Genomic DNA, 18,076 nt, shown 5'->3' with positions numbered 1-18,076 from the left:
AACGGGGCCAGGACACGAGAGCGCCGCCGCGACAACCTCCGCACAGCCGGGCCGCACCCCTCCGCACACCCCGGATCCGCACCGCCCCGCAGGGCAGCGAGCACGCCGAACCCCCGGACACCTATCCTGGGTGGGTCGGACAGCGCGGTCCGCACTCTGCACATCCGGGGTGACCCGTCAGCACCGCGAGCGCCCCGGCCCCCCTGACAGACGTGCTCAACCACTGCAAGGAGCCGCACACTGTGAGCAGTGCCGACCAGACCCCTGCCGCCAACACCGAACTGCGGGCCGACATCCGCCGCCTCGGCGACCTCCTGGGCGAGACCCTCGTACGACAGGAGGGCCAGGACCTCCTCGACCTCGTCGAGCGCGTCCGCGCCCTCACCCGCACCGACGGTGAGGCAGCCGCAGAGCTCCTCGGAGACACGGACCTGGAGACCGCCGCACAACTCGTGCGCGCCTTCTCCACCTACTTCCACCTCGCCAACGTCACCGAGCAGGTCCACCGTGCCCACGAGATGCGCGACCGCCGGTCCGCCGAGGGCGGGCTCCTCGCGCGCACCGCCGACCGTCTCAAGGACGCCGACCCCGAACACCTGCGCGAGACGGTCAAGAACCTCAACGTCCGGCCCGTCTTCACCGCACACCCCACCGAGGCCGCACGACGCTCCGTCCTCAACAAGCTCCGCCGCATCGCCGAGCTCCTCGAAACCCCGGTCATCGAGGCCGACCGCCGACGCCACGACCTCCGGCTCGCCGAGAACATCGACCTCATCTGGCAGACGGACGAGCTCCGCGTCGTACGCCCGGAGCCCGCCGACGAAGCCCGCAACGCCATCTACTACCTGGACGAACTCCACGCCAACGCGGTGGGCGACGTCCTGGAGGACCTGGCCGCAGAGCTGGAGCGCGTCGGCGTCGAACTGCCCGCCGGCACCCGCCCGCTCACCTTCGGCACCTGGATCGGTGGCGACCGCGACGGCAACCCCAACGTGACACCCGCCGTCACCTGGGACGTCCTGATCCTCCAGCACGAGCACGGCATCACCGACGCCCTCGAACTCGTCGACTACCTGCGCGGACTCCTCTCCAACTCCATCCGCTACACCGGAGCCACCGACGAGCTCCTCACCTCGCTCCAGACCGACCTGGAACGCCTCCCCGAGATCAGCCCCCGCTACAAGCGGCTGAACGCCGAGGAGCCCTACCGGCTCAAGGCCACCTGCATCCGCCAGAAGCTCGTCAACACGCGCGAACGACTCGCCTCCGGCACCCCGCACCGCCCCGGCTGCGACTACCTCGGCACCTCCGAACTCATCGCCGACCTCGCGCTCATCCAGACCTCCCTGCGCGAACACCGCGGTGGCCTCTTCGCCGACGGCCGCATGGACCGCACCATCCGCACGCTGTCCGCCTTCGGCCTCCAGCTCGCCACCATGGACGTCCGCGAACACGCCGACGCCCACCACCACGCGCTCGGCCAGCTCTTCGACCGGCTCGGCGAGGAGTCCTGGCGCTACACCGACATGCCCCGCGACTACCGGCAGAAGCTCCTCGCCAAGGAACTCCGCTCCCGTCGCCCCCTCGCCCCGACCCCGGCCCCGCTGGACGCCGCCGGCGAGAAGACCCTCGGGGTCTTCCACACCATCAAGCAGGCATTCGAACGCTTCGGCCCCGAAGTCATCGAGTCCTACATCATCTCGATGTGCCAGGGCGCCGACGACGTCTTCGCCGCCGCGGTCCTCGCCCGTGAGGCCGGACTCATCGACCTCCACGGTGGCTGGGCCAAGATCGGCATCGTGCCGCTCCTGGAGACCACCGACGAGCTCAAGGCCGCCGACGTCATCCTCGACGAGATGCTCGCCGACCCCTCCTACCGTCGCCTCGTCTCACTGCGCGGCGACGTCCAGGAGGTCATGCTCGGTTACTCCGACTCCTCCAAGTTCGGCGGCATCACCACCTCCCAGTGGGAGATCCACCGCGCCCAACGCCGCCTCCGCGACGTGGCCCACCGCTACGGCGTGCGCCTGCGCCTCTTCCACGGCCGCGGCGGCACCGTCGGCCGCGGCGGCGGCCCCTCGCACGACGCGATCCTCGCGCAGCCCTGGGGCACCCTCGAGGGCGAGATCAAGGTGACCGAGCAGGGCGAGGTCATCTCCGACAAGTACCTCATCCCCGCCCTCGCCCGGGAGAACCTGGAGCTGACCGTCGCGGCCACCCTCCAGGCCTCCGCGCTCCACACCGCACCCCGCCAGTCCGACGAGGCGCTGGCCCGCTGGGACGCGGCCATGGACACCGTCTCCGACGCCGCCCACGACGCCTACCGCAAGCTCGTCGAGGACCCGGACCTGCCCGCGTACTTCCTCGCCTCCACCCCGGTGGACCAGCTCGCCGACCTGCACCTCGGCTCGCGGCCCTCCCGCCGCCCCGGCTCGGGCGTCTCGCTCGACGGCCTGCGCGCCATCCCGTGGGTCTTCGGCTGGACCCAGTCACGCCAGATCGTCCCCGGATGGTTCGGCGTCGGCTCCGGCCTCAAGGCGCTGCGCGAAGCCGGCCTCGACACCGTCCTGGACGAGATGCACGAACAGTGGCACTTCTTCCAGAACTTCCTCTCCAACGTCGAGATGACCCTCGCCAAGACCGACCTGCGCATCGCCCGGCACTACGTCGACACCCTCGTGCCCGACGAGCTCAAGCACGTCTTCGACGTCATCCAGGCCGAGCACGAGCTCACCGTGCAGGAAGTCCTCAAGGTCACCGGCGGCAAGGAACTCCTCGGCACCAGCCCGGTGCTCCAGCAGACCTTCGCCATCCGCGACGCCTACCTGGACCCGATCTCCTACCTCCAGGTGTCCCTGCTCGCCCGCCAGCGCCAGGCCGCCGAACGCGGTGAGGAAGCAGACCCGCTCCTCGCACGCGCCCTGCTGCTCACCGTCAACGGTGTGGCAGCGGGACTCCGTAACACCGGCTGACCCTCACACGGGAAGACCGCGCGGGTGCGGTCCTGTCAGAGGGCGACGAACGTCGCCGTCAGCAGGGCCGCACCCGCGATCCCCGCACCCCACGCGATCCGCGTCATCCGCATGCCGCCGCCGATCACGAGCGCGGCCAGTACCAGCGCACCACCCAACGGCACCCAGGCATGCAGCAGACCCGGAGTCCCGGTACGCACCACATCACCGGACCCGGGCTTCACCACCACGGGGAAACGATCCCCCTTCTTCGCCGCGACGGACCGCTCGATCGTCACCGACGACCGCTCCCGCGCATCCGCGTCAGGTGAGAACGACCCCGTACACGCGTCCTCACCGCACACCGTCACCGACATCGTCCCGTGCTCACGACCCTTGGCCAGAACGATGTGGTGCGCGTTCTCCCACGACGCCCACACACCCGCGACCAGCAGCAACACGGCGACACAGCCCGCGGCGAAGGTACGGGCGTGGGCCAGCAGCCGGTGCGAGGAACTCCGTTTCATGGGGGCTGATCCTTGGGCAGAGCCCTGCCCTCGGTCAACCCGTGGCCGAAGAACACCCGAGAAGCGGCAGGAATGTCAGGAGTTGTACGCCGACTGAGCCCGCTCCAGCCCCTCCGCCAGCAACGACTCCACCGCGTCCGCCGACCGGTCCACCAGATACGCGAGCTCCTTGCGCTCCGCGGACGAGAAATCCTTCAGCACGAAGTCCGCGACCTGCATCCGCCCCGGCGGCCGGCCGATCCCGAACCGCACCCGGTGATAATCCGGACCCATCGCCTTCGTCATCGACTTCAGCCCGTTGTGCCCGTTGTCGCCCCCGCCCAGCTTCAGCCGCAGCATGCCGAAATCGATGTCCAACTCGTCATGAACCGCCACCACGTGATCGGTCGGCACCTTGTAGAAGTCCCGCAGCGCCGTCACCGGACCACCCGACAGGTTCATGTACGACATCGGTTTCACCACCACCACACGCCGGCTGAGCGGCCCGGGCGGACCGATCCGCCCCTCCAGCACCTGCGCCTGCGCCTTCGGCGCTCGCTTGAACTTCCCGCCGACCCGTTCCGCCAGCAGATCGGCCACCATGAAACCCACGTTGTGCCGGTTGGCCGCATAGTCGGGACCGGGATTGCCGAGGCCCACGATCAGCCAGGGGTCGGTGGGATCGGACATCAGAACGCGGTCTCCTCATAGTGCGTCAATACCGGTCGAAACAGAGAGACGGGGCGGCGGAACCCCGGAAGGGAACCGCCACCCCGTCAGTCAAGCAGGTGGGGCGAGGCTCAGGCCTCGGCGCCTGCGGTCTCGGTGCCCTCGGCAGGCGCTTCCTCGGCCTGCGCGGCGACGACCTGCAGCACGATGGCGTCCTCGTCACCGGCGAGAACGGCGCCCTTCGGCAGGGTGATGTCCTTGGCGGCGATCGAGTCACCCGCGTCCAGACCGGCGACGGAGACCGTGACCGACTCGGGGATGTGGGTGGCCTCGGCCTCGACGAGCAGGGTGTTCTGCACGTACTCCAGCAGGTTGGCACCCGGCGCCAGGTCGCCCTCGGCGTGCACCGCGATCTCGACGTTGACCTTCTCGCCGCGCTTCACGGTCAGCAGGTCGACGTGCTCGATGTTGCCCTTGATGGCGTTGCGCTGCACGGCCTTCGGGATCACCAGGGCGTCCTTGCCGTCGATCTCCAGACCGATCAGGACGTTGGCGGTGCGGAGCGCGAGCTGCAGCTGGTGGCCCGGCAGCGTGATGTGGACGGGCTCGGCGCCGTGGCCGTAGACGACTGCGGGGACCAGGTTGGCACGACGCGTACGGCGGGCGGCGCCCTTGCCGAACTCGGTACGGACCTCTGCGGCGAGCTTGATCTCGGCCATGATGCACTCCTCGTAAGGTGACGAAACTACGGTGGTCACCCGGCCCACGACAGGCCTGCTACGAAGAGCGCGTCGATAACGGACCACCGATTCCCATGACCACGCATGAGAACGGCCTCCCTCGCCGAGCAACTTGACCAGTCTACCCGGCGGGGAGGCCGCGCCCAAAGTCGATCACCCGGAGGCCGTCCTCCACGGACGGCCGACCGGAATCGGTCAGCCCTGCTCCTCGAAGAGGCTCGTGACCGAACCGTCCTCGAACACCTCGCGCACCGCACGCGCGATCGTCGGCGCGATGGAGAGAACCGTGATCTTGTCGATCTCCAGCTCACCCGGGGTCGGCAGGCTGTCCGTGAAGACGAACTCACTGACCTTCGAGTTCTTGAGACGGTCCGCGGCCGGGCCGGACAGCACACCGTGCGTGGCCGTCACTATGACGTCCTCCGCACCGTGCGCGAACAGGGCGTCGGCGGCGGCACAGATCGTGCCACCCGTGTCGATCATGTCGTCGACCAGGACGCAGACCCGGCCCTCGACGTTGCCCACGACCTCGTGGACGCTCACCTGGTTCGGCACGTCCTTGTCGCGGCGCTTGTGGACGATCGCCAGCGGAGCGTCCAACCGGTCGCACCAGCGGTCGGCGACACGCACGCGGCCGGCGTCCGGGGAGACGATGGTGAGCTTCGAACGGTCGACCTTCGCGCCCACGTAGTCCGCCAGGATCGGCAGCGCGAACAGGTGGTCGACCGGGCCGTCGAAGAAGCCCTGGATCTGGTCGGTGTGCAGGTCGACGGTGAGGATGCGGTCCGCACCCGCCGTCTTCATCAGGTCCGCGACCAGACGCGCCGAGATCGGCTCACGGCCACGGTGCTTCTTGTCCTGGCGGGCGTAGCCGTAGAACGGCACGATCACCGTGATGGACCGGGCGGACGCGCGCTTCAACGCGTCCAGCATGATCAGCTGCTCCATGATCCACTTGTTGATCGGAGCCGTGTGGCTCTGGATCAGGAAGCAGTCGGCGCCGCGAGCGGACTCCTGGAACCGTACGTAGATCTCACCGTTGGCGAAATCGAAGGCCTTCGTCGGCACGAGACCGACACCCAGTTGATGTGCGACCTCCTCGGCCAGCTCGGGGTGGGCGCGGCCGGAGAAGAGCATCAGCTTCTTCTCGCCGGTCGTCTTGATCCCGGTCACAGCACAGTCTCCTCAGACGTGTATCTGGCACCGCACGCATGAGTCCCGATCTGCGACGAGCCAGCCGAAATGGGTGAGCATCTATCACGGTACGCCGCCTTTGGCGCACCTGTTTCCGGTCAGCTTTCGCCTTCGGCCGCCTGTCTGGCCGCCTGAGCGGCCTGGGCCGCCGCGCTCCCGGGGCGCTTCCGAGCGACCCAGCCCTCGATATTCCGCTGCTGGCCCCGGGCCACGGCCAGCGAACCGGACGGTACGTCCTTGGTGATGACCGAGCCCGCCGCGGTGTAAACGCCGTCCCCGACCGTGACAGGCGCCACAAACATATTGTCCGACCCGGTCCGGCAATGGGACCCGATCGTGGTGTGGTGCTTCGCCACCCCGTCGTAGTTCACGAACACGCTCGCCGCACCGATGTTGGTGTGGTCACCGATCGTCGCGTCACCGACGTAACTCAGGTGCGGGACCTTCGTGCCCTCGCCGATCGTCGCGTTCTTCATCTCGACGTACGTACCCGCCTTGGACTTCGCGCCGAGCCGCGTACCCGGGCGCAGATACGCGAACGGACCGACGCTCGCCCCCGGGCCCACCTCGGCACCGTCGGCGACCGTGTTGTCCAGGCGCGCGCCCGCGTGCACGACGGTGTCCTTCAGCCGGGAGTTCGGGCCCACCTCGGCGTCCTCCGCCAGGTGCGTCGTGCCCAGCAGCTGGGTCCCCGGGTGCACGATCGCGTCACGCTCGTACGTCACCGTCGCGTCGATCAGCGTGGACGCGGGGTCCATGACCGTCACACCCGCCAGCATCGCCCGCTCCAGGAGCCGCTCGTTGAGCAGTCGCCTCGCCTCGGCCAGCTGGAGCCGGTTGTTGATGCCGAGGATCTCGCGGTGATCGCCCGTCACCGACGCACCCACGCGGTGCCCGGCCTCACGCAGGATCGACAGCACGTCGGTGAGGTACTCCTCGCCCTGGCTGTTGTCCGTGCGCACCTTGCCCAGGGCGTCACTCAGCAGACGGCCGTCGAAGGCGAAGACACCGGAGTTGATCTCCCGGATCGCACGCTGCGCGTCGGTGGCGTCCTTGTGCTCGACGATCTCGGTGACCGCCCCTGTGGCCGCGTCGCGGACGATCCGGCCGTAGCCGGTCGAGTCCGGGACCTCGGCGGTCAGCACGGTGACGGCGTTCGCGTCGGCGGCGTGGGTCGCGGCGAGCGCGGAGAGGGTCTCGCCGGAGAGCAGCGGGGTGTCACCGCAGACGACGATCACGGTGCCGTCCACGGTGCCGCCGAGCTCCTCCAGGCCCATCCGCACCGCGTGGCCGGTGCCGTTCTGCTCGGCCTGGAAGGCGGTGCGCACGGGGGTGCCGCCGGCGGTCAGGTGCGCGGTTACCTGCTCACCGGCGTGGCCGACGACCACGACGAGGTGCTGGGGGTCGAGCTCGCAGGAGGCGGCGACGACATGTCCGACGAGCGAGCGCCCGGAGATCTCGTGCAGGACCTTGGGTGTCTTCGACTTCATGCGGGTGCCCTCACCCGCTGCGAGGACGACGACGGCTGCCGGGCTTGTGGCGCTCACGGATGTGCCCTTCGGCTTCGGGTGGTGGACACCCGCAGGATACCGGGGGCGTATATGCCCGAAACGAGTGCGGGCCCCGACCGGTGAGGTCGGGGCCCGGTGCGTGGGCTCCGCCGGCTGGATTCGAACCAGCGTCTCAAGGCTCCAAAGGCCTGCGGGATGCCGCTACCCCACGGCGGATCACTGCGTCAGACCCTACCTGAGGTGGAGTTGGGCCTGTTCCACGATTCCGCGCCACCACCCCTCAACTCGACGGTACAACTCCGCACCTTGGGAAACGCGGATCACCAGACACCCGTGGTAGGACTCGCCGGTGTTCTTCCGTGCAGTCGTTGGGTTGTGCTTCTTCAGCGTTGTCTTCTGGAGGGCGGAGGCGTCGATGCTCACAAGCTTCGCCCAGTAGCGTTCGGCGGCCACGACGTCTGCTGTCTGGTGGATCATGACCCTGAAGCAGATGCGGTCGCGCGTGACCCCCACTACGGCCAGCCAGGCCAGATAGGTCTCGATCATGCCCGGGTCGCTGTTGACGAACGTGAGGTTCTCCCGGCGGTCATACGGTTTGTCCTTCGTCCCCTCGGCCCAGTAGAGGCCCACGCCGATGAGGAGAAGCTCACGATTCGTGAGGTCGCCGATCTCCGCCTTTGCAGTGGTCTTTGTCCGCTGTCGTTCGTTGTCGCGCACGGCCAGTTCGTGATCCCAGCGCATGCGCCCGGCGAGCCGTGCCTGCTCGATGGCGCTTCGGCTGCGCTCCGGCTTCGGCAGGTCCCGCACCCACAGCGAGATCGAACCCTTCGAGCACCCCAGCTCCACCTGGATCTGGTCGTAGGTCATCCCCTGGAGCCGCAGCTCCCGTGCCTTTGCTCGAAGGTCGTCCTTCGCATTCGGGCGCTTCGTCCACTCCGGCGCCGGCTCGCCCTCCAGAAGGCGGTTGAGGATGTCGTTGTTGTCGACGTGCAGCCGGTCCCGGATCTGGCGCCGACTCAGCCCCTCCCGCCGCAGCGCGACCGCCTTCTCGCGTAGTCCCTCGAAGTCCGCGTACTTGCCAGTGGCATGTGTCATACGAACAGCGTCGTCCGGAATGCGGACGTCCGGGTCGAAAGCGCGCTCGATTCACCGGATCGTGCGATCTAACCGTCTTTGCGGTCTGACCGGTCCCTTTCTGTGCTGATGGCGTCTCCCGAAAATGAGATGCGACCGCCCGTAGGCTGGATGCCATGACCGCAACGGGGGCAGACCGGGAAGCGGCGGGTCCGACCACCCGCGGCTACTGGTGGTGGGAGCGGCGGCGCAGTGTCGCCCTGGACGTCGGGCTGGCGCTGGTTTCCGCGCTGGAGTGTGCGCTGGAGGGGGTGCAGTTCGCCCGGGACACCGGGCTGCCGGTGCCGCTCGCGGTGCTGTTCGGGCTGCTGGCGGGGTCGGCGCTGGTGCTGCGCAGGCGCTGGCCGATCGCGGTGGTGCTGGTGTCGATAGCGACGACGCCGGCCGAGATGGGCTTCCTGATGGGGATCGTCGGGCTGTACACGCTGGCGGCGTCCGAGGTGCCGCGGCGGATCACGGTCGTGCTGACGGGGATGACGCTGGTCGGCACCTTCATCGTGTCGTACGTGCGGTTGCGGCAGAGCGTCGACGCGGATGCCGATTTCGGGCCGGGTGTCTGGTACGTCCCGGTGGTGTCGCTGTTCATGTCGCTGGGGCTGACAGCGCCCTCGGTGCTGTTCGGTCTGTACATCGGGGCCAGGCGCAGGCTGATGGAGAGCTTGAGGGAGCGTGCGGATTCGCTGGAGCGGGAGCTGTCGCTGCTGGCCGACCGGGCGGAGGAGCGGGCCGAGTGGGCGCGTACGGAGGAGCGGACCCGGATCGCCCGGGAGATGCATGACGTCGTGGCGCACCGGGTGAGCCTGATGGTGGTGCACGCGGCGGCGCTGCAGGCGGTGGCTCCGAAGGATCCGGCGAAGGCGGTGCGTAACGCGGCGCTGGTGGGGGACATGGGCCGGCAGGCGTTGACGGAGCTGCGGGAGATGCTCGGGGTGCTGCGGAGCGGGGACGCGTCGGTGGCTCCGCGGGCGGGCCGGGTGCCGTTGGCCTCGGTGGGGCGGGTGGCTTCCGCCGCCGTGGTGGTCGCGGTGGAGGACGGGCCGCGGTTGTGCGAGGTGGAGGCGTTGGTGGCGCAGTCCCGTGAGGCGGGGATGACGGTGGAGCTTTCGGTGGAGGGGGTGCTGCGTCCGTATGCGCCGGAGGTGGAGCAGACGGCGTACCGGGTGGTGCAGGAGGCGTTGACGAACGTGCACAAGCATGCGGCGGGTGCGAGGACGTGGGTGCGGCTCGCGCATCGCGGTGCCGAGGTGGCGATGCAGGTGGAGAACGGTCCGACGGACGGTGCGACGGCGGATGCCGGGCTGCCGAGCGGTGGAAACGGTCTGGTGGGGATGCGGGAGCGGGTGCTGGGGCTCGGGGGTGTGTTCGTGTCGGGGCCCACGGACGCGGGGGGTTTCCGGGTGTCGGCGGTGCTGCCGGACGCCGGGGAGGCGTGAGGGGGCTCAGCCCGAGGTGAGGCGTGCGGGCTGGACGCCTGTCATGAGGGTTTCGAGGGCGCGGTCGATGTCGGAGCCGAGGTACCAGTCGCCTGTGTGGTCGATGGAGTAGACGCGCCCTTCGCTGTCGATGGCGAGGACGGCTTGTCCGTCGCCTTCGTCGCCGAGGGGGGCGACTTCGGTGTCGAGCGCGCGACCGAGGTCGGCGAGTGTGCGTGCCAGGTGGAGTCCGCCGAGCGGGTCGATGCGCACGGTGGCGGTGGCGATCTGGCGGCCCGGTGCGGTCGAGGTGATGCGGAGGCCGCCGAATTCGGCCCAGGCTTCGACGGCCGCGGGGAAGACGGCGTGCTGGTGTCCGGCGGGGGAGGAGTGGGAGCGGAGGGCGTCGGCCCACTCCTCGGCCTGGCGGATGTCCCAGCGGCCGGGTTGCCATCCGGCGTCGCGGAGTGCGGCGTCGACGGCGACGGGGAAGCGGGTGGTGGAGGTGCGGCTCTGCTGGCCGGGTACGTCGGTCCGGTTGGGCATGGTGGTGCGCTCAGCCCTTCTCGGCGGTGGTCGCCGCACTCGTGGTGAGGTCGACGGGGCGTACGCCGAAGTGGGCGAGCATCACCGTGCAGGAGCGGCAGGGGGGTGCGTAGCTGCCGTGGAGGGGGTCGCCGTCCTCGCGGATGCGGCGTGCGGTGAGGCGGGCGTGTTTGAGCGCGCGGCGGGCCTCGCTGTTGGTGAGGGGCTTGCGCTGGGCTCGTTTGGAGCGGCTGTCGTCGGCTGCGGTGAGCTGGCGTGACAGGAGTATGGCTTCGGGGCAGCGCCCGGTGAAGCGTTCGCGCTGGTTGCTGGTGAGGGTGTCGAGGAAGTCCTGTACGAGTGGGTGGAGGACGGGCGGCTGGTCGCCTTTGCCCGCGGTGCAGGTGAGTGTCTCTCCGCGTACGGACAGGGCTGCGGCCACCGCGGGCAGGATGCCGTCGCGGCGGTGCTGGAGGTGGGGTGCGCGGTTGGGTTCGGTGGTGCTCCAACCGAGTCGCGGGTCTCCGGATGTGACTGCTTGTGCTGTGTGCATGGTGTTGGTGTCCCTCCCGTGCAATCCCCCGAGTTGCGGGGACAGCCTGCCAAATGTGCAGGGTGGTGGGGAAGCGGGGTGGGTGAATCGTGTCTTCGTGTCGCGGCCGGGGGCCGGCTGTCGCGTGTCCGTCACCCGGTGGTGACGTTCGGTGAGCGGGGGTGCGGGGGCGGGGGGCGTTGTTGCGCCACCGCATAGGCTGTGCGGAACACCAGACGCAGCAGGGGGCAGACGCCATGACGACAGGTCGGCTCGGGCAGCAAGCCGCGCCACCGAATGCGGCCTATGCCGGGCAGGTCGTGCATTTCCCGGATCCTGTCCGGGCGTCCCGCCACCCCAGGGGTGTGCGCGTGGACGGGAACGGCTTTCCGGTGCTTTCGCCGTACGCGCGTGCGGTCGCGGAGATCGCGGATCCTCCTCCGGGTTTCGGTGTCGACGAGTTGCGGTTGACGGACTACGTGTCGGCGAACGCGGCGTTGGCGGCGAGTGGTCATGAGCTGTGGGACACGATTCCCGCGGTGGCGACCCCGCACGGCTGGACGTGGCACCACGTGGCGGGTGGCCGGCGGATGGAGCTGGTGCCCGTCGAGGTGAAGGCGTTGTTGCGTCATCACGGTGGGCTGGCGACGACCGCGGTGGATCAGAACCGTCGGGGTACGCGGCCGTTGCAGGAGACCCGGCCCGCGCACTTCCGGCTGCCGAAGGGTTCTGTGGCGGTGGGTGAGCAGCAGGTCCTGGGCGTCGAGGAGGACCTGGGGTACCGGCTTCCGGGTGCGTACCGGTCGTTCCTGAAGGCGGCGGGTGGTTCGGCTCCGGTGGGTGCGGCGCTGGACGCGGAGCTGGGTCTGCTGGTCGATCAGCCGTTCTTCACGGTGCGCGAGGAAGCGGCTGTGAACGATCTGGTCTACGTCAACAAGTGTCTGCGTGATCACTTCACGAAGGATTTCCTGGGTGTGGGTTTCGTCCAGGGCGGGATCCTGGCGGTGAAGGTGCGTGGCACCGGTGTGGGGTCGGTCTGGTTCTGTGCGTACGACGACGCCCGGGATCAGGACGGCTGGGGTGTGCAGGAACGGGTCGACCGGCTCCTGCTGCCGTGTGGTGAGGATTTCGATGCTTTCCTTCAGCGTCTCGCGGGTAATCCGCCGGAGCTGGAGACGGTGGCGAACCTGATGGTGGACGGTGGCTTCGCGCGGGCCGTCCCGGTGGAGGGGTGAGCGCAGTGGTGACGTTCGCGCAGGCGCAGGAGCGTGCGGATGAGTGGGTCAACGGTGATGTGCCGGCGTATCAGCACCGTGAGGTCCGGGTCCGTGAGTTCGAGCTGGGTTTCGTGGTGTGGGCCGAGGACCGTGCGGAGGGTCCTCGTTCGGACGGGGGTCGTCAGCGGCTGGTGATCGCCCGGGACAGTGGTGAGGCCACGTTGTGGCCGGGGCTGCCGGTGGGTGAGGTGATACGGCGGTATGAGGAGGATTACGGGGCGTCCGCGGAGGTGGGTGCTGCTCCGGAGCCGCCGGAGCGTATCGATCTGAATCAGACGTCGTTCCTGCTGACTCCGCCGGAGTGGTTGCAGGAGGCGGCGGACAAGTTGGGGATTCCGGACAGGCGTACGGGGGTGGACGCGTCGTCGTCCTCCTCCGGCGGAACCGCGGAGTCCGACGGGACCGCGGAGTCTGCTGGGTCCGCCTCCTCTGCCGGGTCTGCTGTGCCGGCCGCGTCGTCGCCCTCCGCTCCCGCTCCGGTTTCCCCGTCTCCTTCGGCTTCTGCGTCGGAGCCTGCGGACTCCGGTGCCGGGTGGCCCGCTGCCGGTGTGCAGCGGGATCATGAGCCGACGGCGAACGACGGGGTGCCGGCCGGAGCGACTCCCTGGGCGGGTACGGATACGAACGCCGGTGCGGACGAGGGCGCGGTGCCGTTGCCCGCGACGGTGTTCGCGCCGCCGATCTCGGGGTCGGACGACGACGCGGCCCGGCCGCCGGTCGTTTCCGCCGAGGCGCCCACGGCGTTGATGTCGGGTGGCAGTCAGCTGCCGCCGACCGCGGTCCGTCCGGGGCTCGACCCGCTGGCGCCGCCGCCGCCGGGTGTTGCTTCCGCTGCGGCTCCTGCCGCGCCGGGGGCCGGGGACATCGCGGACGCGGCGACGAGCAAGGCCGTCGTGCCGCCGCGGGGTGCTCGGGGGGCACACCCGGCGACACCGCCTCCGCCCGGGGCGCCGGGTGTGCCGGGGGCGACTCCGCCGCCGTCGGGTCCGGGTGCGCCGGAGGGTGGTTATGCGCCGACGCAGTTGGTATCGCAGCAGGGCCCTCCGGGTGCACCGCGACCGCCCGGTCCGCCGGCGCCGCCCGCGCCGCCCGGTCCGCCTGGTTCGACGCCGCCTCCGGGGGGCGGGATGCACCACGCCGCGACGATGTTCGCCGATGCGAGCATCGGTGGCCCGAACGCGCCGCGTCCTCCGGGCCCGCCCGGCCCTCCGGCTCCTCCCGGGCCTCCTGGTGCTCCGGGTATGGCGCCGCCGCCTCCGCCCGGCCCCATGCCTCCGCCCGGCCCTCCCGGTCCTCCCGGCCCGCCTCCGGGCGCGACCCCTCCTCCTGGGGGCGGGGTGCACCACGCCGCGACGATGCTGGCTGCTCCGGGGCAGGCCGGCCCCGGAGCGACGCCCCCGCCGGGTACTCCTGGGCCGCCCGGTATGCCGGGCCAGGGGCCGCACACTCCGCCGCCCCCCGGGGCGTACGGCTATCCGCAGCAGGCCACGGGTCAGCCGACGGTCGGTCCGGGGTATCAGGCCGTGCTGCGATTCCGTGCGGCCGACGGCAGTGAGCAGCAGCTGATCCGGCGTTCGGCGCCGGGTACTCCGCATCCGGAGTGGCAGATGCTGCATGAGCTGCGCGCGATGAACGTGCCGCCGCAGCAGGTGATCGAGCTGCACACGGAGCTGGAGTCGTGCGAGCTTCCGGGTGGTTACTGCGCTCGGATGATCCGGGAGACGTGGCCGCAGGTCAGGATCACGAGTGTGGCGCCGTACGGTACGGATCATGCGAGCCGGCAGCAGGGTATGCAGCATCTGCTGACGCATCAAGGTGAGCTGCATCAGGTGGCGGACGGTCCGGCGCGGCCGGCTCCGGTGCGGGCGCCGTTGCCGCAGATGCCGCCTGCGGCGGCGTTGCCGCCGGAGGCGCTGGCGGAGGAGTTGCACGGGGCGTTCGGTCCCGGTGTGCTGCGTTTCGACCAGCGGGCGGTGTCGCGTCAGGGTGTGCCCGAGGTGGTGGCGCGGACCCTGGTGTGGGCGGGTCTGCCGGCTGACTTCGGGCCGTTCTTCTGGGCGCAGCCGGGGCATCCGGTGATACCTACGCTGGCGGAGCTTGCGGCGCAGCGGCAGGTGAAGCCGGCGTCGGACGCGGGTTCGTATCTGGTGATGGGTTCGGACTTCGGCCGGGCCGTCTGTGTGCAGTACGGGACGGCGAACATCGTGGCTGTTCCGGTGGAGGCGGGGCCGGGTGGTCAGCCGGTGCCGCCGCAGTTCGTGAACACGGGGCTGCCCGAGTTCGTGCGGTCGATGGCGTTGCTGGGCCGGATGTGGCGGTTGCGGTTCGGGCTGAATCCGGAGCAGGCGGGCCGGTGGACGGTCGATTTCCAGGCGCAGCTGGTGGCGATCGATCCGGCGGCGCTCGCTTCGCCGGACGGCTGGTGGTCGGTTCTGCTGGAGCAGATGTGGGACGGGCTGCTGTGATCCGTTCGGATCGGGTCTGATCTTTTGTGTGCGAGAGGCGCTCGCCCCCTGGTGGGGGTGGGCGCCTTTTGTGTCGGGTTCTGTGATGCGGGTCGCTTCCGTCCTGAAAGCAACTGATCGATTCCGACTTCCGGGCGAATTGCCGCATCCTTGGCGTATTGCTTCATGGTCGGGGAGTCGGAGAGCGGGAAGAGGGCTTCAGGGATGAGTGGTGGACCGGTGTCCGCGCACGGTTTTGTCGGCTCGCGGGGGCGTGGTTACCGCCCTGAGCAGGTGGACCGCGTGGTGGCCTCGCTGTCGGCGGAGCGGGACGGGGCTCTGGAGCGCCTCTCGCGGCTGACCGGGATGGCCCAGGAGCTGGCGGAGGAGTCGGCGCGGCTGGGTGAGGTGGTGGCCTCGCTCGCGCCGCAGACGTACCAGTCGCTGGGGGAGCGGGCGCAGCAGATCCTGGCTCTGGCCGAGGCCGAGGCGGAGGCTGCGCGGGGTGCGGCGCAGGAGGAGGCGCAGTCGCTCGGAGACGCGGCGGATGCGGCGGGCCGGGAGGTCCGCGACGCGGCGCGGGCGCGGGCGGGGGAGCTGCGTGCTGCGGCGGACGCGCGGGCGGAGGAGGAGCTGGCGGCGGCGCGGGACGCGGCCGGGGCGCTGGTGGGTGAGGCGCGCCAGGATGCGGGTGAGGTGCGTGCGGCCGCGGAGGCGGAGATGGCGGGGACGCGTCGCCGTACGGCGGGGGTGCTGGCGCATCAGGAGCAGGAGCACGCCGAGCGCAGTAAGGCGGCGGACGCGGAGATCGCCGGGGCTGAGGCTGCCACGGCGGAGCGTGAGGCGGAGCTGACGGCGCGTGGGGAGGCGCTGCTCGCGCGGGCGCGGCGGGAGCTGGCGGAGACGAAGGAGGCGGCCCGGCACGGTCAGGAGGACGCGGAGGCGCGGGCCGCGGAGCTGGTGTCGGAGGCGAGGACGGCGGAGGAGCGTGTGGTGCGGGAGACGGAGCGTCTCCTGCGGGAGCACGAGGAGGGTCGCGAGGAGGTGCAGGCGCACATGACGCATGTGCGTAATTCGCTGGCGGCGCTGACGGGGCGCGCGGTGGCGGGTCCGGTGGAATAGCGCTCGGCGGGCGTCGGACCCGGTGCGTGCGTCGGGTGCCGAGGGCCTCCGGCTGCCCGGGCTCCGCGTTCGCGGATCTTCGCCGGGTCTCGCGCGTCCCGTGCGGCGCGCTGTGGTCTGCCTCGTTCCCCGCCGTGGGGGTCCGGGCCGCCTGAGCCGTGGGGGTCCGGGCCCGCCCGGTCCTGTGGGGTCGGGCCGCGCGGCGCGACCGCGCTTCGGCGGGTGGTGCCCGCGACGGCGGTCTCCCGGAGCGGTGTGGTTCGCACCCCGGGGACCGCCTTCGCGGCGGTTCTTCGTGCTACTTGATCCCGAGGAGCTGTTCCAGCGGGTCGATGGCGAAGTAGACGAGGAAGAGCGCCGCGGTGGCCCAGAGCAGCCAGTGGACTTCCCGGGCCTTGCCCAGGCACGCCTTGATGATCACGTAGGCGATGAAGCCGGCGCCGATGCCGTTGGTGATGGAGTAGGTGAACGGCATGACGACGATGGTGAGGAAGGCCGGGACGGCGAGTTCGTAGCGGTCCCAGTCGATGTGCTTGACCTGCGTCATCATCAGGAATCCGACCGCGACGAGCGCGGGGGAGGCGGCCTGCATCGGCACGATGGTCAGGACCGGGGTGAAGAAGAGGGCCAGGGCGAACAGGCCACCGGTGATGAGGTTGGCGAAGCCGGTGCGGGCGCCTTCGCCGACGCCCGCCGCGGACTCGATGTAGGTGGTGGCGGACGAGGAGGAGGCGGCGCCGCCGGCCACGGCGGCCGCACCGTCGATGAGCAGGACGCGGCCGAGGCCGGGGACCTGGCCCCGTTCGTCGAGGAGTCCGGCTTCGGCGGTGACGCCGACGACGGTGCCCATCGTGTCGAAGAAGTCCGACAGGATGAGGGTGAAGATCAGCAGGACGACGGTCAGGACGCTGATCTGTCCGAACGAGCCGAACAGGTCGAACTGGCCGAGCAGCCCGAAGTCGGGTGCGGCGACGGGGGAGTCGGGCACCGAGGGGGCGGTCAGGCCCCAGGACCTGACCTCGGCGAGCTGGTTGACGACGATGGACAGGACGGTCATCAGGACGATGCTGATGAGGATGGCGCCCTTGACCTGGCGGGCGAGCAGGACGACCGTGAGGATCACGCCGAGGCAGAAGACGAGCATGGGCCAGCCGGTGAGTGCGCCGGTGCCGAGCTGGACGGGCACGGTGGTGCTCGCGGCGTCCGGGATGCGGGTGACGAATCCGGCGTCGACGAAGCCGATGAAGGCGATGAAGAGCCCGATGCCGACGCTGATGGCCTGCTTGAGGGCTTGCGGGATGGCGTACATGATCGCTTCGCGCAGGCCGGTCGCCACCAGTGCGCAGATCAGCAGGCCCTCGAGCACGATGAGGCCCATCGCGTCGTCCCAGGCCATCAGGGGGGCGACCTGGTAGGCGACGACGGCGTTGATGCCGAGGCCCGCGGCCAGGGCGAGCGGGAGGTTGCCGCCCACGCCCATGATCAGGGTCATCACCGCGGCCACCAGGGCGGTGGCGGTCACCAGCTGGACGGTGTCCAGCTGGTTGCCGAACTTGTCCTCCGCGCCACCGAGGATGATCGGGTTGAGCACGAGGATGTACGCCATGGTGAAGAAGGTGGCGAATCCACCACGTACTTCCCGGCCGTAGGTCGATCCGCGTTCGGTGATGCGGAAGAACCTGTCGAGCGCGCCACCGGATCTGGTCGGTGGTATCTCGGCCGGGCTGGTCTTGCTGGGGTGCATGACGGTGTCTCCTGGGCCTGCGGTCGATGGGGGACGGGGAACCGCCGCTGCCCGGTATGACTGGCAGGCAGTTGTGCGAACACACATGCGGCACCTTGGGTGCGGATCATACGTGCCGTGCTGTGACCATCAAGTGCCCTGTTTGGAAAGAGAGTTACGGGACGAAATCTGCCTGTCGGTTCCTACGGAATCGCCGGTGATCTATTGCGTCAAACCGTGATGCAGGCGACAGCGACCATGGCTTTCCAGTCACACTCCCCTTACGTTCTGTGCGTGCACCCACCACTCCCTTTCAATGCGCGTGCTGCCCGAGCC

General features: G+C 70.0%; 14 protein-coding genes and 1 tRNA gene. 5 read left to right on the top strand and 10 right to left on the bottom strand.

The genetic code is table 11. The features are described 5' to 3' along the window. The first annotated feature begins 242 nt into the window (after positions 1-242). The gene (gene ppc, locus ABZ441_RS11065; RefSeq protein ID WP_358970927.1) at positions 243-2,972 is read left to right on the top strand and encodes a phosphoenolpyruvate carboxylase; all 2,730 of its coding nucleotides are present in this window, start codon (positions 243-245) and stop codon (positions 2,970-2,972) included. Between the two features lie 35 nt (positions 2,973-3,007). Here ppc and ABZ441_RS11060 read toward each other — a convergent pair whose 3' ends face one another. The 7 genes from ABZ441_RS11060 to ABZ441_RS11030 form a co-directional block, all read right to left on the bottom strand. Next, positions 3,008-3,478 carry a hypothetical protein gene (locus ABZ441_RS11060; protein WP_358970924.1) on the bottom strand — a complete coding sequence of 157 codons (471 nt, stop codon included), beginning with the start codon at positions 3,476-3,478 and terminating at the stop codon, positions 3,008-3,010. Between the two features lie 75 nt (positions 3,479-3,553). Beyond that, positions 3,554-4,147 carry an aminoacyl-tRNA hydrolase gene (gene pth / locus ABZ441_RS11055; protein WP_358970921.1) on the bottom strand — a complete coding sequence of 198 codons (594 nt, stop codon included), beginning with the start codon at positions 4,145-4,147 and terminating at the stop codon, positions 3,554-3,556. 110 nt (positions 4,148-4,257) lie between these two features. After that, positions 4,258-4,845: a 50S ribosomal protein L25/general stress protein Ctc gene (locus tag ABZ441_RS11050; protein WP_358970918.1), complete on the bottom strand. Its 588-nt coding sequence runs from the start codon at positions 4,843-4,845 to the stop codon at positions 4,258-4,260. Positions 4,846-5,061: 216 nt separating this feature from the next. Beyond that, complete coding sequence (locus tag ABZ441_RS11045) at positions 5,062-6,039, bottom strand: ribose-phosphate diphosphokinase (protein ID WP_358970915.1); 978 nt, start codon at positions 6,037-6,039, stop codon at positions 5,062-5,064. A 119-nt stretch (positions 6,040-6,158) separates the two neighbouring features. Next, complete coding sequence (gene glmU / locus ABZ441_RS11040) at positions 6,159-7,607, bottom strand: bifunctional UDP-N-acetylglucosamine diphosphorylase/glucosamine-1-phosphate N-acetyltransferase GlmU (RefSeq protein WP_358970912.1); 1,449 nt, start codon at positions 7,605-7,607, stop codon at positions 6,159-6,161. Between the two features lie 108 nt (positions 7,608-7,715). Beyond that, positions 7,716-7,787, bottom strand: a tRNA-Gln gene (locus tag ABZ441_RS11035). 15 nt (positions 7,788-7,802) lie between these two features. Next, positions 7,803-8,666, bottom strand: coding sequence for a hypothetical protein (locus ABZ441_RS11030; protein WP_358970909.1), 864 nt, complete (start codon positions 8,664-8,666; stop codon positions 7,803-7,805). A 155-nt stretch (positions 8,667-8,821) separates the two neighbouring features. Between ABZ441_RS11030 and ABZ441_RS11025 the strand changes: the two genes are divergently transcribed. Further along, entirely contained in the window at positions 8,822-10,138 is a 1,317-nt protein-coding gene (locus ABZ441_RS11025; RefSeq protein ID WP_358970906.1) for a histidine kinase, read from the top strand. A gap of 6 nt (positions 10,139-10,144) precedes the next feature. Here ABZ441_RS11025 and ABZ441_RS11020 read toward each other — a convergent pair whose 3' ends face one another. Together ABZ441_RS11020 and ABZ441_RS11015 are read right to left on the bottom strand one after the other, a co-directional pair. Next, positions 10,145-10,663, bottom strand: coding sequence for an SUKH-3 domain-containing protein (locus ABZ441_RS11020; protein WP_358970903.1), 519 nt, complete (start codon positions 10,661-10,663; stop codon positions 10,145-10,147). Positions 10,664-10,673: 10 nt separating this feature from the next. Further along, positions 10,674-11,195 (bottom strand): YwqJ-related putative deaminase, encoded by a 522-nt coding sequence (locus ABZ441_RS11015; RefSeq protein WP_358970900.1) that lies wholly within the window; start codon positions 11,193-11,195, stop codon positions 10,674-10,676. 236 nt (positions 11,196-11,431) lie between these two features. Between ABZ441_RS11015 and ABZ441_RS11010 the strand changes: the two genes are divergently transcribed. From ABZ441_RS11010 to ABZ441_RS11000, 3 genes are all read left to right on the top strand, one after another. Next, entirely contained in the window at positions 11,432-12,409 is a 978-nt protein-coding gene (locus tag ABZ441_RS11010) for an SMI1/KNR4 family protein (protein ID WP_358970897.1), read from the top strand. Further along, the gene (locus ABZ441_RS11005) at positions 12,406-14,916 is read left to right on the top strand and encodes an SUKH-4 family immunity protein (protein ID WP_358970894.1); all 2,511 of its coding nucleotides are present in this window, start codon (positions 12,406-12,408) and stop codon (positions 14,914-14,916) included. Before ABZ441_RS11010 ends, ABZ441_RS11005 begins: the two co-directional genes overlap by 4 nt. A 204-nt stretch (positions 14,917-15,120) precedes the next feature. Beyond that, positions 15,121-16,017 carry a cellulose-binding protein gene (locus ABZ441_RS11000; protein ID WP_358970891.1) on the top strand — a complete coding sequence of 299 codons (897 nt, stop codon included), beginning with the start codon at positions 15,121-15,123 and terminating at the stop codon, positions 16,015-16,017. A gap of 298 nt (positions 16,018-16,315) precedes the next feature. On the opposite strand, the gene ABZ441_RS10995 is transcribed toward ABZ441_RS11000, so the two are convergent. After that, on the bottom strand, positions 16,316-17,761 hold the full coding sequence (locus ABZ441_RS10995) for an NCS2 family permease (RefSeq protein ID WP_358970888.1): 1,446 nt from the start codon (positions 17,759-17,761) through the stop codon (positions 16,316-16,318). Positions 17,762-18,076 lie beyond the last annotated feature (315 nt).

Origin of the sequence: Streptomyces sp. NPDC005752, assembly GCF_040630715.1 — a bacterium.
Taxonomy (GTDB): Bacteria; Actinomycetota; Actinomycetes; order Streptomycetales; family Streptomycetaceae; genus Streptomyces.
Note: the sequence above shows the minus strand (reverse complement) of the source record. Positions and strands in the feature narration are given on the sequence as shown.

Coding starts and splice junctions, on each gene's coding strand:
- ABZ441_RS11060 (WP_358970924.1), bottom strand. CDS start 3,478: ATGAAACGGAGTTCCTCGCACCGGCTGCTGGCCCACGCCCGTACCTTC.
- pth (WP_358970921.1), bottom strand. CDS start 4,147: ATGTCCGATCCCACCGACCCCTGGCTGATCGTGGGCCTCGGCAATCCC.
- ABZ441_RS11050 (WP_358970918.1), bottom strand. CDS start 4,845: ATGGCCGAGATCAAGCTCGCCGCAGAGGTCCGTACCGAGTTCGGCAAG.
- ABZ441_RS11030 (WP_358970909.1), bottom strand. CDS start 8,666: ATGACACATGCCACTGGCAAGTACGCGGACTTCGAGGGACTACGCGAG.
- ABZ441_RS11025 (WP_358970906.1), top strand. CDS start 8,822: ATGACCGCAACGGGGGCAGACCGGGAAGCGGCGGGTCCGACCACCCGC.
- ABZ441_RS11020 (WP_358970903.1), bottom strand. CDS start 10,663: ATGCCCAACCGGACCGACGTACCCGGCCAGCAGAGCCGCACCTCCACC.
- ABZ441_RS11015 (WP_358970900.1), bottom strand. CDS start 11,195: ATGCACACAGCACAAGCAGTCACATCCGGAGACCCGCGACTCGGTTGG.
- ABZ441_RS11010 (WP_358970897.1), top strand. CDS start 11,432: ATGACGACAGGTCGGCTCGGGCAGCAAGCCGCGCCACCGAATGCGGCC.
- ABZ441_RS11000 (WP_358970891.1), top strand. CDS start 15,121: ATGAGTGGTGGACCGGTGTCCGCGCACGGTTTTGTCGGCTCGCGGGGG.
- ABZ441_RS10995 (WP_358970888.1), bottom strand. CDS start 17,761: ATGCACCCCAGCAAGACCAGCCCGGCCGAGATACCACCGACCAGATCC.